General features: G+C 63.7%; 9 protein-coding genes. 6 read left to right on the top strand and 3 right to left on the bottom strand.

Annotated features, from left to right (window positions below):
• Positions 1-12: 12 nt before the first annotated feature.
• The 4 genes from rnc (at position 13) to pdxJ (ending at position 3,283) form a co-directional block, all read left to right on the top strand.
• Positions 13-702 carry a ribonuclease III gene (gene rnc / locus J3P89_RS23070; RefSeq protein WP_030139612.1) on the top strand — a complete coding sequence of 230 codons (690 nt, stop codon included), beginning with the start codon at positions 13-15 and terminating at the stop codon, positions 700-702.
• Positions 695-1,597: a GTPase Era gene (gene era / locus J3P89_RS23065; RefSeq protein WP_072345611.1), complete on the top strand. Its 903-nt coding sequence runs from the start codon at positions 695-697 to the stop codon at positions 1,595-1,597. Before rnc ends, era begins: the two co-directional genes overlap by 8 nt.
• Before the next feature lie 202 nt (positions 1,598-1,799).
• On the top strand, positions 1,800-2,489 hold the full coding sequence (recO, locus tag J3P89_RS23060) for a DNA repair protein RecO (protein ID WP_434695754.1): 690 nt from the start codon (positions 1,800-1,802) through the stop codon (positions 2,487-2,489).
• A 50-nt stretch (positions 2,490-2,539) separates the two neighbouring features.
• On the top strand, positions 2,540-3,283 hold the full coding sequence (gene pdxJ / locus J3P89_RS23055; RefSeq protein WP_434695753.1) for a pyridoxine 5'-phosphate synthase: 744 nt from the start codon (positions 2,540-2,542) through the stop codon (positions 3,281-3,283).
• Between the two features lie 218 nt (positions 3,284-3,501).
• Here pdxJ and mltF read toward each other — a convergent pair whose 3' ends face one another.
• Positions 3,502-4,962 (bottom strand): membrane-bound lytic murein transglycosylase MltF, encoded by a 1,461-nt coding sequence (gene mltF, locus J3P89_RS23050; RefSeq protein ID WP_305496550.1) that lies wholly within the window; start codon positions 4,960-4,962, stop codon positions 3,502-3,504.
• Between the two features lie 288 nt (positions 4,963-5,250).
• Between mltF and purL the strand changes: the two genes are divergently transcribed.
• Together purL and J3P89_RS23040 are read left to right on the top strand one after the other, a co-directional pair.
• Complete coding sequence (purL, locus tag J3P89_RS23045) at positions 5,251-9,147, top strand: phosphoribosylformylglycinamidine synthase (RefSeq protein ID WP_434695752.1); 3,897 nt, start codon at positions 5,251-5,253, stop codon at positions 9,145-9,147.
• Positions 9,148-9,151: 4 nt separating this feature from the next.
• Positions 9,152-9,463, top strand: coding sequence for an NGG1p interacting factor NIF3 (locus J3P89_RS23040; RefSeq protein ID WP_434673607.1), 312 nt, complete (start codon positions 9,152-9,154; stop codon positions 9,461-9,463).
• Between the two features lie 331 nt (positions 9,464-9,794).
• Here J3P89_RS23040 and nagE read toward each other — a convergent pair whose 3' ends face one another.
• A complete protein-coding gene (nagE, locus tag J3P89_RS23035; RefSeq protein ID WP_434695751.1) occupies positions 9,795-11,504 on the bottom strand; it encodes an N-acetylglucosamine-specific PTS transporter subunit IIBC in 1,710 nt (569 codons plus the stop codon).
• A 34-nt stretch (positions 11,505-11,538) separates the two neighbouring features.
• On the bottom strand, positions 11,539-14,052 hold the full coding sequence (gene ptsP, locus J3P89_RS23030; RefSeq protein WP_434695750.1) for a phosphoenolpyruvate--protein phosphotransferase: 2,514 nt from the start codon (positions 14,050-14,052) through the stop codon (positions 11,539-11,541).
• Between the last annotated feature and the right edge of the window lie 47 nt (positions 14,053-14,099).

Here is a 14,099-nt window from a genome sequence, read left to right as displayed (position 1 = left end):
CGTGGGTAAACCGTGAGCGTTTCTCTAAGCCGTCTCGAGCGTCAGCTCGGCTACACTTTCAAGGATCAGGAGCTGATGCTCCTGGCCCTGACTCACCGCAGTTTTGCCGGGCGCAACAACGAACGCCTGGAATTCCTCGGCGATGCCATCCTCAACTTCGTGGCCGGCGAGGCGTTGTTCGAACGCTTCCCCCTGGCGCGGGAAGGCCAGTTGTCGCGTTTGCGTGCACGGTTGGTAAAAGGTGAGACCCTGGCGGTACTGGCCCGTGGTTTTGACCTAGGCGATTACCTGCGCCTGGGCTCCGGAGAGTTGAAAAGTGGCGGTTTTCGTCGCGAATCGATCCTGGCCGATGCCCTGGAAGCGCTGATTGGCGCGATCTATCTGGATTCGGGCATGGAAATGGCCCGCGAGCGTGTGCTGGCCTGGCTGACTTCCGAGATCGACAGCCTGACGCTGGTGGACACCAACAAGGATCCCAAGACGCGCTTGCAGGAATTCCTGCAGTCGCGCAGCTGCGAACTGCCGCGCTACGAAGTGGTGGATATCCAGGGTGAGCCGCATTGCCGAACCTTCTTCGTCGAATGCGAAGTGGTCCTATTGAATGAAAAAAGCCGAGGCCAGGGCGTCAGCCGTCGTATTGCCGAACAGGTAGCGGCCGCTGCAGCACTGATCGCCCTGGGCGTGGAGAATGGCAATGACTGATACAACCGTTACCCGCTGCGGCTATGTCGCCATCGTTGGCCGGCCGAACGTGGGCAAGTCGACATTGCTCAACCACATTCTCGGCCAGAAGCTGGCGATCACGTCGCGCAAGCCGCAAACCACTCGCCACAACATGCTCGGCATCAAGACCGAAGGCGCCGTACAGGCGATCTACGTCGACACGCCCGGCATGCACAAGGGTGGCGAGAAGGCCCTGAACCGCTACATGAACAAGACGGCCTCGGCGGCGTTGAAGGACGTTGACGTGGTGATCTTCGTGGTCGACCGCACCAAGTGGACCGAAGAAGACCAGATGGTCCTCGAGCGTGTCCAGTACGTGACCGGTCCCTTGATCGTTGCGCTGAACAAGACCGACCGCATCGAAGACAAGGCCGAGCTGATGCCGCACCTGAGCTGGTTGCAAGAGCAGTTGCCGAATGCCCAGATCATCCCGATCTCTGCCCAGCACGGTCACAACCTCGACGCGCTGGAGCGGGTAATCGCCGAGCACCTGCCGGAAAACGATCACTTCTTCCCCGAAGACCAGATCACCGACCGCAGCAGCCGTTTTCTCGCCGCCGAACTGGTCCGCGAGAAAATCATGCGCCAGATGGGTGCCGAGCTGCCATACCAGATCACGGTGGAAATCGAAGAGTTCAAGCAGCAGGGCAAGACCCTGCACATCCATGCCTTGATCCTCGTCGAGCGTGACGGCCAGAAAAAAATCATCATTGGCGACAAGGGCGAGCGCATCAAGCGCATCGGCACCGAGGCGCGCAAGGACATGGAGCTGCTGTTCGACTCCAAGATCATGCTCAACCTGTGGGTCAAGGTGAAGGGCGGCTGGTCCGATGACGAGCGGGCGCTGCGCTCGCTGGGTTACGGCGACCTGTAACCTGATTGGCTGGGGGGCGGGCTCTTGTGGCGAGGGAGCTTGCTCCCGCTGGGTTGCGAAGCAGCCCCAGAACCTGCGACTTCGTTCCGCCAGACATACCCCGCTGCCTGATTTTACGACTGCTTCACAGCCGAGCGGGAGCAAGCTCCCTCGCCACAGGACTTGTTCATCCATTGATGTCTTGCTGATACTCAGGCCCCCGATGCCGCCCAACCAACCCCTCGCCCAACCCGCCTACGTCCTCCACAGCCGCGCCTATCGCGAAAGCAGCGCCCTGGTGGACTTCCTCACGCCTCAAGGGCGGCTGCGGGCGGTGTTGCGGGGGGCTCGGGGCAAGGCCGGGACCCTGGCGCGGCCGTTCGTGCCGCTGGAAGTCGAGTTTCGCGGCCGGGGTGAGTTGAAGAATGTCGGGCGCATGGAAAGCAATGGCGTCGCTTCCTGGCTCAATGGCGAGGCGCTGTTCAGTGGCCTGTACCTCAACGAACTGCTGATCCGCCTGCTGCCCGCCGAAGATCCCCATCCCGCCGTGTTCGACCATTACACCGCCACGTTGCTGGCCCTGGCCGAGGGTCGACCCTTGGAGCCATTGCTGCGCTCTTTTGAATGGCGCCTGCTGGATGACCTGGGCTACGGTTTTGCCCTGGGCGCCGACCTGCACGGCGATCCTATTGCGGCCGACGGTCTGTATCGCCTGCAAGTGGATGCAGGCCTGGAGCGGGTCTACCTGCTGCAACCGGGACTGTTCAACGGCGTCGAGTTGCTGGCCATGGCGCAAGCCGACTGGACAGCGCCTGGCGCGCTGGCGGCGGCCAAGCGGCTGATGCGCCAGGCCCTGGCGGTTCATCTGGGCGGCCGGCCGCTGGTCAGTCGCGAGTTGTTTCGCAAGCCCTGATCTCCCCGTATGCTGTGGGCCGAATCTCTGTCCATTCAGGAGCGCTTTTCGTGAGCACCAGCAATCGCATTCTTCTCGGCGTGAACATCGACCATGTCGCCACTCTGCGCCAGGCCCGTGGTACGCGTTACCCGGACCCGGTCAAGGCCGCACTGGACGCCGAAGAGGCGGGCGCCGATGGCATCACCGTGCACTTGCGCGAAGACCGTCGACACATCCAGGAGCGCGACGTGCTGCTGCTCAAGGATGTGCTGCAGACTCGCATGAATTTTGAAATGGGCGTGACTGAGGAAATGATGGCGTTCGCCGAACGCATCCGTCCGGCGCACATCTGCCTGGTTCCGGAGACGCGTCAGGAATTGACCACCGAAGGCGGCCTGGATGTAGCGGGGCAGGAGTCGCGGATCAGCCTGGCGGTGGAGCGCCTGTCGAAGATCGGCGCCGAGGTCTCGCTGTTCATCGATGCCGATGAACGGCAGATCGAAGCCTCCAAGCGTGTCGGTGCGCCGGCCATCGAGCTGCACACCGGCCGTTACGCCGACGCCGAGACACCTACGGACGTGGCCGATGAGCTGCAGCGGGTCGCCGACGGCGTCAGCTTCGGCCTGGCCCAAGGGCTGATCGTCAACGCCGGCCATGGTCTGCATTACCACAACGTCGAAGCCGTCGCGGCCATCAAGGGCATCAACGAGCTGAACATCGGCCACGCGCTGGTGGCCCATGCGTTGTTCGTCGGGTTCAAGTCGGCTGTGGCGGAAATGAAAGCGTTGATCCTGGCGGCTGCCAGGTCCTGACCGCAGCCACAAAACCTGATGTGGCTGCTCATTTAACTTGCCTGATCCATTGTGGTGAGGGGATTTATCCCCGCTGGGCTGCGCAGCAGCCCTAAAATCTGGCGCCTCGGTGTGTCAGGCAGATTGAGTCGACCTGTCTTAGGGCCGCTTCGCGCCCCAACGGGGATAAATCCCCTCGCCACAGGTGCATCGCAGCCTCAGGAATTGTGTTCAGCTTTTTAGAGCTGTGGAGATTCCTGGTTAGGCTTGCTCTTGTCCACGCCCGGTACATGAAGGTTGCCCTCGGCCACCTGGTCGCCTTCGAGCTGTGGCTGCGTCACCCAGGTGAGGATGTCGTAGTAGCGACGAATGTTCGCCACGAAATGCACCGGTTCGCCGCCCCGGGCGTAGCCGTAGCGGGTCTTGCTGTACCACTGTTTCTGGGACAGGCGCGGCAGGATCTTCTTCACGTCGAGCCACTTGTTCGGGTTCAGTCCTTCCTTGGCGGCGAGCTTGCGCGCGTCGTCCAGGTGACCACTGCCCACGTTGTAGGCGGCGAGGGCGAACCAGGTACGGTCCGGCTCCTCGATGCTCTCGTCCAGTTGCTCCTTCATATAGGCCAGGTACTTGGCGCCGCCCATGATGCTCTGCTTCGGATCGAGGCGGTTGGACACACCCATGGCCTGGGCGGTGTTCTGGGTCAGCATCATCAGGCCGCGCACGCCGGTCTTGGAGGTGACCGTCGGTTGCCAAAGCGATTCCTGGTAGCCGATGGCAGCCAGCAGGCGCCAGTCGACCTTTTCCTTCTTGGCGTAGGTCTTGAAGTGTTGCTCGTATTTGGGCAGGCGTTGCTGCAGATGCTGGGCGAAGGTGGTCGCGCCCATGTAGCCGAGGACGTCGACGTGCCCGTAATAGCGGTCCTTGAGGCGTTGCAGCGTGCCGTTCTTCTGCACCTTGTCGAGGTAGGCGTTGATTTCGTTGAGCAGGCTGTTGTCTTCGCCGGGGCCCACCGCCCAACTCTGGCTGCGGGCATCGCCGAGGTCGAACGCCACGCGCACGTTAGGGAAGTACACCTGGTTCATCGCCACTTCGTTGGAATCCACCAGCGTCAGGTCGATCTGACCTTCATCGACCATGCGCAGCAGGTCGACGACTTCAACCGCGTCGGATTCCTCGTATTCGATTCCCGGATACTGCTGTTTCAACTGCGCCAACTGCTCCGCGTGGGAGCTGCCCTTGAGCACCATGATCTTCTTGCCCGCCAGGGCGGCCGCGTCGGTGGGGCGGGACTGGCCGTTGCGGTAGATGACCTGCGGGGTAACCTCCAGGTAGGCGTGGGAGAACCGTACCTGTTTCTTGCGCTGTTCGCTGCTGACCAGGCCCGCCGCGGCCAGCACCGGGCCATTGGGCTTGCCGACCTGGCTGAACAGGTCGTCGAGGTTGTCGGCGGTCTCGATCTTCAGCTCGACCCCCAAATCCTCGGCGAAGCGCTTCACCAGCTCGTATTCGAAGCCGGTTTCACCATTGCGATCCTGGAAGTAGGTGGCGGGGCTGTTCCGGGTAACCACCCGCAGCACGCCATCCTCCTTTACGCGCTCCAGTGTGTTGGGTTTCTCAACACAACCACTGAGCACCAGGAAGAGTCCGGTTGCGATCAGCCATCTGGCGTACCGCGGACGCAAAGCCGTTGGGGAAAACATCTGCGCAGTATACGCAAACGGCCTCGACCGCCATATATCGACAGCAAAAGGCCAGTCTGCTAGAGGTTGCAAAACGTGTCCGCAACACAGGCGGGCCGGCGTGCGGCGGCGGTTGCGCCGGAAAAAAATAACTCCGCTGAATTATCCCAATGACGCCTGGCTGCAGCCGTCCAAGGGATGACCGACGTCCGGCTGGCATCGCACGTAGCGTTTCGGGTGCCGTTGCCAGCGGTTTAGGCTAGAATGCACGGCCTCAAAGCACACCCCCTTCCCGAGGCTGTCCCGAAGATGTTGATCCTGCGCGGCGCTCCTGCCCTTTCTGCCTTTCGCCACAGCAAACTCCTTGAGCAACTGAACCGATGCGTTCCGGCTGTCAGTGGCTTGTATGCTGAATTCGCTCACTTCGCCGAAGTCACCGGCGGTTTGACCGGCGACGAACAGCAGGTGCTCGCGCGCCTTCTGAAGTACGGTCCCAGCGTTCCCGTCCAGGAGCCGACCGGTCGTCTGTTCCTGGTATTGCCGCGTTTCGGCACCATTTCGCCGTGGTCGAGCAAGGCCAGCGATATTGCGCGCAATTGCGGCCTGGCGAAAATCCAGCGTCTGGAGCGCGGCATTGCCTTTTATGTCACCGGTGAGTTCAGCGAGGCCGAGGCCCAACTGATTGCCGATGGCCTGCATGACCGCATGACCCAGGTCGTTCTGGGCAACCTGGAGCAGGCCGCTGGCCTGTTCAGCCACGCCGAACCCAAGCCGCTGACCGCTATCGACGTGCTGGGCGGTGGCCGCGCCGCGCTGGAAAAAGCCAACGCCGAGCTGGGCCTGGCCCTGGCCGAAGACGAGATCGATTACCTGGTCGACGCCTTCCAAGGTCTCAAGCGCAACCCGCATGACATCGAACTGATGATGTTCGCCCAGGCCAACTCCGAGCACTGCCGCCACAAGATCTTCAACGCCAGTTGGGACATTGACGGCCAGAGCCAGGAAAAAAGCCTGTTCGGCATGATCAAGAACACCTACCAGATGCACAACGAAGGTGTGCTGTCGGCCTACAAGGACAACGCGGCGGTGATCGTCGGCAACGTTGCCGGTCGCTTCTACCCGAACCCTGAGACCCGCCAGTACGGTGCGGTCCAGGAGCCGGTGCACATCCTGATGAAGGTCGAGACCCACAACCACCCGACCGCCATCGCCCCGTTCCCGGGCGCGTCCACCGGTTCCGGTGGCGAGATCCGCGACGAAGGTGCCACCGGCCGTGGTGCCAAGCCCAAGGCCGGCCTGACCGGCTTCACCGTGTCGAACCTGCAGATCCCGGGTTTTGAACAGCCGTGGGAAAAGCCCTACGGCAAGCCTGAGCGCATCGTCACTGCCCTCGACATCATGATCGAAGGCCCGCTCGGCGGCGCGGCATTCAACAACGAATTCGGCCGTCCGGCCCTGACCGGTTACTTCCGTACTTTCGAGCAGTCCATCAACACCCCGCGCGGTGAAGAGGTTCGTGGCTATCACAAGCCGATCATGCTCGCTGGCGGCATGGGCAACATTCGCGCCGAACACGTACAGAAGGGCGAGATCCTGGTCGGCTCCAAGCTGATCGTCCTCGGCGGCCCGGCCATGCTGATCGGCCTGGGCGGCGGCGCCGCTTCCTCCATGGCCACCGGCACCAGCTCGGCGGACCTGGACTTCGCCTCGGTCCAGCGCGAAAACCCGGAAATGGAACGTCGCTGCCAGGAAGTCATCGACCGTTGCTGGCAGCTGGGCGAGCAGAACCCCATCAGCTTCATCCATGACGTCGGCGCGGGCGGCCTGTCCAATGCCTTCCCGGAGCTGGTCAACGACGGCGGTCGTGGTGGTCGCTTCGAATTGCGCAACATTCCGAACGACGAGCCGGGCATGGCCCCGCACGAAATCTGGAGCAACGAATCCCAGGAACGTTACGTCCTGGCGGTCGGCCCCGCCGACTTCGAGCGCTTCAAGGCAATCTGCGAGCGTGAGCGTTGCCCGTTCGCGGTCGTCGGCGAAGCCACCGCCGAACCGCAGCTGACCGTCACCGACAGTCATTTCGGCAACAGCCCGGTGGACATGCCGCTGGAAGTGCTGCTGGGCAAAGCCCCGCGCATGCACCGTTCGGCCGTCCGCGAAGCCGAGCTGGGGGATGATTTCGATCCGTCCACCCTCGACATCGCCGACTCCATCGAGCGCGTCCTGCATCACCCGGCCGTGGCGAGCAAGAGCTTCCTGATCACCATTGGCGACCGCAGCATCACCGGCCTCGTGGCGCGCGACCAGATGGTCGGCCCATGGCAGGTGCCGGTGGCCGACGTGGCCGTGACCGCCACCAGCTTCGACGTCTACACCGGCGAAGCCATGGCCATGGGCGAACGTACCCCGCTGGCGCTGCTGGACGCTCCGGCGTCGGGCCGCATGGCGATCGGCGAGACCCTGACCAACATCGCGGCCTCGCGCATCGGCAGGATCTCCGACATCAAGCTATCGGCCAACTGGATGTCCGCCGCCGGTCACCCTGGTGAAGACGCCCGCCTGTACGACACCGTCAAGGCTGTCGGCATGGAGCTGTGTCCTGAGCTGGGCATCACCATTCCGGTGGGCAAGGACTCCATGTCCATGGCCACCCGTTGGAACGATGAAGGCGTGGACAAGAGCGTCACCTCGCCGCTGTCGCTGATCGTGACCGGTTTTGCCCCGGTCACCGACATCCGCCAGACCCTGACCCCGCAACTGCGCATGGACAAGGGCACCACCGATCTGATCCTCATCGACCTGGGCCGTGGCCAGAACCGCATGGGCGCCTCGATCCTGGCCCAGGTGCATGGCAAGCTCGGCTCGCAAGCCCCGGACGTCGACGATGCCGAAGACCTGAAGGCGTTCTTCGCCGTGATCCAGGGCCTCAACGCCGACGGTCATCTGCTGGCCTACCATGACCGTTCCGATGGCGGCTTGCTGACCACCGTGATGGAAATGGCCTTCGCCGGCCACTGCGGCCTGAACCTGACCCTGGACAGCGTGGCCGAATCGGCCAGCGAAATCCCGGCCATCCTGTTCAACGAAGAGCTCGGTGCGGTGATCCAGGTTCGTCAGGATGCCACCCCGGATATCCTCGCCCAGTTCAGCGCCGCCGGCCTGGCCGAGTGCGTCTCGGTGATCGGCCAGCCGATCAACAACGCCCACATCAACATCACCTTCAACGGCGACACCGTCTTCGAAGGCCAGCGCCGCCTGTTGCAGCGCCAGTGGGCCGAGACCAGCTACCAGATCCAGCGCCTGCGCGACAACGCCGATTGCGCCGAGCAGGAATTCGACGCAATCCTGGAAGAAGACAACCCGGGCCTGAGCGCCAAGCTCAGCTACGACGTCAACGACAACGTGGCCGCGCCTTACATCAAGAAAGGCATTCGCCCGCAAGTGGCGGTCCTGCGCGAGCAGGGCGTCAACGGCCAGGTGGAAATGGCCGCGGCATTCGACCGCGCCGGCTTCAACGCGATCGACGTGCACATGAGCGACATCCTCGCCGGCCGTGTCGACCTGAATGACTTCAAGGGCATGGTCGCTTGCGGCGGCTTTTCCTACGGCGACGTGCTGGGTGCCGGTGAAGGCTGGGCCAAGTCGGCGCTGTTCAACAGCCGCGCCCGCGACGCGTTCCAGGGCTTCTTCGAGCGCACCGACAGCTTCACCCTCGGCGTGTGCAACGGTTGCCAGATGATGTCCAACCTGCACGAGCTGATCCCAGGCAGCGAGTTCTGGCCGCACTTCGTGCGCAACCGCTCCGAGCAGTTCGAAGCGCGCGTGGCGATGGTTCAGGTGCAGGAGTCGAACTCGATCTTCCTGCAGGGCATGGCCGGTTCGCGCATGCCGATCGCCATTGCCCACGGCGAAGGCCATGCGGAATTCGAAAGCGAAGAAGCATTGCTTGAAGCCGATCTGTCCGGTTGTGTGTCGCTGCGCTTTGTCGACAACCATGGCAAGGTCACCGAAACCTACCCGGCCAACCCGAACGGCTCGCCACGCGGGATCACCGGCCTGACCAGCCGCGACGGCCGCGTCACGATCATGATGCCGCACCCGGAGCGAGTGTTCCGCGCCGTGCAGAACTCGTGGCGTTCGGACGACTGGAACGAAGACGCGCCATGGATGCGCATGTTCCGCAACGCGCGCGTCTGGGTGAACTGAGGCGGTGTACAAGCTCTGCTTCTTCGTCCCGGCCAGCCACGTGGACGTGGTCAAAAGCGCTGTATTCGCCGCCGGTGGCGGGCGGATCGGCGACTATGACCACTGCGCCTGGCAAGTACTGGGCCTGGGCCAGTTTCGCCCCTTGGACGGCAGCCAGCCGTTCATTGGCGAGGCGGGGCAGGTCGAGCAGGTCGAGGAGTGGAAGGTTGAGCTGGTAGTGGCCGACGGGTTGATCCGCCCCGTGGTGGAGGCGCTGAAACAGAGCCACCCCTACGAGACACCGGCGTATGAAGTGTGGCGCTTGGAGGATTTCTGATCCTCCTCAGGCCGAAATGAAAAACCCGCTGATTGATTCAGCGGGTTTTTTATTGGCTGCGATTCGGTGTACGCGAATCCCGTGGCGAGGGAGCTTGCTCCCGCTCGGCTGCGTAGCAGTCGCAAAAAACCGGGGCCGCTGCGCGACCCAGCGGGAGCAAGCTCCCTCGCCACGGGGGGGTGTCGCAGGTTAGGTGTTGAGTGTCTTCAGGCCCCATCGCGAGCAGGCTCGCTCCCACAGTGGTTTTGTGGTGTTGCAGATATTCGTGACTCACACCGTACCCTGTGGGAGCGAGCCTGCTCGCGAAGAGGCCAGAACAGACACCAGGAATCTAAGCCTTGACCCCAGCCTTGGGGTTCACGATCACCGCCTCCAACGCCCGCCACACCCCCGGCGCTTTTTCCCCCAGCAACAAATGCCACACGCCATCCTCCAGCGCGCTGACCCCCTGGCAGCCAAGCGCTTTTAGCTGGCTTTCCGACAATCCCTTGCCATCGGCCAATTGCACCCGCAACCGGCTCATCGCCACGCAATCGAGTTGCACCACGTTGTGATTGCCGCCCAAGGCATCCAGCCATTTCTGTGCTTCGACAGCGCCGACCTGTGGTGACGGTTCAACGCTATCCAGTACAGCGACAGGGGCCGTCTGTTCGGAGGAGGGCAATGCCAGGCGGATTTCATCGGCGATGCTGTCAGCCATCGGCCCGACCACCACCTGCAAGCTACCGCCATAGCCCGGGCGAACCACGGCCATGGCGCCGAGGGCCTTGAGCTGGGCGTCGGACGCCTTGCTGCGGTCCACCATGTCCAGGCGCAGGCGAGTGGTACAGGCGCCGACGGTGATCAGGTTGTCGGCGCCGCCCAGCGCCTGGATGTAGGCTGCGGCTCGCTGGTTTTCGGTGATGACCGGTTTGTCGCCCGCCGGCACCTCTTCACGCCCCGGGGTCTTGAGATCGAAGCGGCGGATGCAGAAGTCGAACACCAGGTAATAGATCAGCGCGTACGCCAGGCCCACCGGGACGACCAGCCAGCCGTTGGTGGATTTGCCCCAGCCCAGCACCATGTCGATGAAACCACCCGAAAAGGTGAAGCCCAGGTGAATGTCCAACAGGTTGGTCACCGCCATCGACAGACCGGTGAGCAGCGCGTGGACCAGGTACAACAGTGGCGCAAGGAACATGAAGGCGAATTCGATCGGCTCGGTGACGCCAGTCAGGAACGAGGTCAGCGCCATCGACAGCAGGATCCCGCCCATCACTTTGCGCCGCTGGGGCAGGGCGTTGCGGTACATCGCCAGGCACGCGGCGGGCAGACCGAAGAGCATCACCGGGAACATGCCGGTCATGAACTGGCCGCCCTTGGGGTCGCCGGCGAAATAACGGGTCAGGTCACCGGTGACCACCGCGCCGGTCGCCGGATCGGTGAAGCTGCCGAAGATGAACCAGGCCATGTTGTTGAGGATGTGGTGCAGGCCGGTGACGATCAGCAGCCGATTGAACACGCCGAACACGAACGCGCCGAAGCTGCCGCTGGCCATCAGCAGTTCACCGAAGCCGTTGATGCCATGCTGGATCGGCGGCCAGATCAGGCCGAACACGACGCCCAGGCCCACGGCGCTGAAACCGGTGACAATCGGCACGAAACGCCGGCCGCCAAAAAACGCCAGGTACTCCGGCAACCGGATGTCCTTGAAACGGTTGTACAGCGCGCCAGCCAGCAGGCCACTGATGATCCCGGCGAGCATGCCCATGTTGATGGTCGCGTCGAGTACCTTCAGCGTCGCGATCATGACCAGGTAGCCGATCGCCCCGGCCAGCCCGGCGGTGCCGTTGTTGTCCCGGGCGAAGCCCACGGCAATGCCGATGGCGAAAATCAGTGCCAGGTTGGCGAAGATCGCCTGGCCGGCGTCGTGAATGATCGCGATATCCAACAGGTCCGTGTCACCCAGGCGCAACAGCAGGCCGGCAATCGGCAGGATCGCGATCGGCAGCATCAGCGCCCGGCCGAGGCGTTGCAGCCCTTCGATGAAATGCTGGTACATGGCGTCTCTCCTTTTTGTTGTTGTTCGACGTGGCTCAGCCCAGAGGCCAGTGTTGGTGACAGGCCTGGCGCACAGCGGCGGCGCTCGGCAGACTCAGCAAATCGGTACTGATGCGGCGGCATTGGGCAGCGTCGAGGTGGCGCACGCGGTCCTTGATTTCACCAATCTGTGGCGGGCTGACCGATAGCTCCCGTACGCCCAGCCCGATCAACACCGGTGTCGCCAGGGGATCGGAAGCCAGGGCGCCACACACGCCGACCCAGCGTCCATGCCTGGCCGCGCCGGCGCAGGTCTGGGCGATCAGCCGCAACAGCGCCGGGTGCAGGGCATCGACCCGGGCGGCGAGGCCGGCGTGGTCGCGGTCCATGGCGAGGGTGTACTGGGACAGGTCGTTTGTGCCGATGGACAGGAAGTCCGCGTGCTCGGCCAGTTGCTCGGCGAGCAGGGCGGCGGCCGGCACCTCGATCATCACCCCCAGTTGTGGACGTTCGCTCAGGCCCAGTTCGGTGCCCAAGGCATCGAGGCGCTGGCGGATGTGCAGCAGTTCGTCGACTTCGGTGACCATTGGCAACAGGATCCGGCAGCGATTCAACGGACGGGTCTGCAGCAGGGCGCGCAATTGTTGATCGAGCAATTCCGGGCGCACCTGGGCCAGGCGTATGCCGCGCAGGCCGAGCACCGGGTTGGCTTCGGCCGGCAGCGGCAGGTAATCCAGCTGCTTATCGCCGCCAACATCGATGGTGCGGATGATCACCGGCCTGTCGCCCATGGCATCGAGCACGGCTTGATAGGCCTGGCGTTGCTCGCTTTCGTCGGGGGCCGTGTGACGGTCGACAAAAAGAAATTCGGTGCGCAACAAACCGACGCCATCGGCACCGTTGGCGAAGGCCTCGCCCGCTTCGGCGCTGGAAGCGACGTTGGCGGCGATTTCGACATCGACCCCATCAACGGTTCGCGCCGGCGTGTGGGCGAGGGACTGATGCCAGGTGCGCAGGGCCGCGCGTTGGGCTTGTGCTTGGCGGACCTGCGTCAGGCGCTCGGCGCTGGGCGTGAGTTCGAGGCGGTCATTGTCAGCGTCCAGCACCACCGTTCGCCCCGGCGCCTGTTCGAGCAGCGCCTCGCCCAACGCCACCAGGCAGGGCAGGCCTTTGCCCCGGGCCAGGATCGCTACGTGGGACGTCGCGCCGCCTTCGGCCATGCATACGCCGGCCACGCCCTGGGCGCCGAGTTGCAGCAGGTCCGAGGGGGTCAGCTCCTGCGCGGCGACAATCGCGCCCACCGGCACGTCGAATTGCCACGCTTCACCAAGCAACACCCGCAAGACCCGCTGACGCAAGTCGTGCAGATCATTGGCGCGCTCGGCCAACAACGTGCTGCCCAATTGCCGCAGCACCTGGCACTGCACGTCGATGGAGCGGCTCCAGGCGTGGGCCGCCGCGCAACCCTGATCAATGGAAAGGTAAGCGGCGTCCAGCAGGACCGGGTCTTCCAGCAGCGCCAGATGAGCGCTGAAAATCGCCTGCTCATCCGCGTGGTGCCGGGCCTTGGCGTTTTCCAACGTAACACCGATGTCGCGGCTGACCTGCTCCAGGGCTTGGCGCAGCCGTTGTCGTTGTTCTTCAACGTCGTGGCCACCGGGGTCCTCGGGCAATTGAATGCCCTCCAATCGAACCAGCGGGCCGGTGACCAGGCCGGGTGCGGCGCAGACACCGTGCAGCACGCCATCCTCGGCGGCATGGTTCGGCGCCTGGACCCGTGGCGTGTCGGCGTGAACCTCTTCGGCCAAGGCTGTGGACAATGTCTTCAACAACGCTTGCAACGCCGCTTCGGCATCGCTGCCGCGGCAACTGACATGGACTTCGGCCTGCTCGGTGATTGCCAGGCCCATCATGCCCATCACGCTGTCACACGGCGCCGAGCGGTCGCCGAAATGCAGGTGCGAGCGGCTCTTGAAGCGTTGCGCCGTCTGACGAACCAGGGCGGCAGGGCGGGCGTGCAGGCCACCTCGATGGACGATGCGGATCTGGCCGGACACTTCGATGCCGATCTCCGCTTCATCGCTGCGGGTTTCACTCGCTGTCCGAGCGACGATGTGCAGCAAGGGCTCGCCGACCTTGACCGCCTTGAGGGTGATGGGCCGTGCCTGGAAGCGCTCGCCATTGGTGATGACCAGCAGGCTCACCAGGCTTTTGCAGCGCAATGCCACGCGGTCCAGGTCGTAGCGCAGCAACGCTTGCCCGTTGCTGACCCGGGCGCCTTGCTTGACCAGCATCGAGAACCCGTCGCCCTGCAACTCGACGGTGTCCAGCCCCAGGTGCAGCAGCAGTTCGGCGCCGTTGTCGGCCCGCAGGGTCACGGCGTGGCCGGTGCGAGCGACGTGGATCACCTCGCCGTCACAGGGCGCGTAGAGCGTGTCGTTCAGTGGATCGATGGCAATCCCGTCGCCCATCGCGCCGCTGGCGAACACCGCGTCCGGGACGTTGGCGAGGGTGAGCAGCGGACCGCTGAGCGGGGCGCTGAGGGTCAGCTCTTTATTGTTATTGGGCATGGGCTCGCTCTCTTTGAAATCGGGTTGGCCTTGCGTTAAAAGACGCC

Source organism: Pseudomonas sp. Z1-14 (assembly GCF_051132005.1).
GTDB lineage: Bacteria > Pseudomonadota > Gammaproteobacteria > Pseudomonadales > Pseudomonadaceae > Aquipseudomonas.
This window is presented reverse-complemented; position numbering and strand designations above follow the sequence as displayed.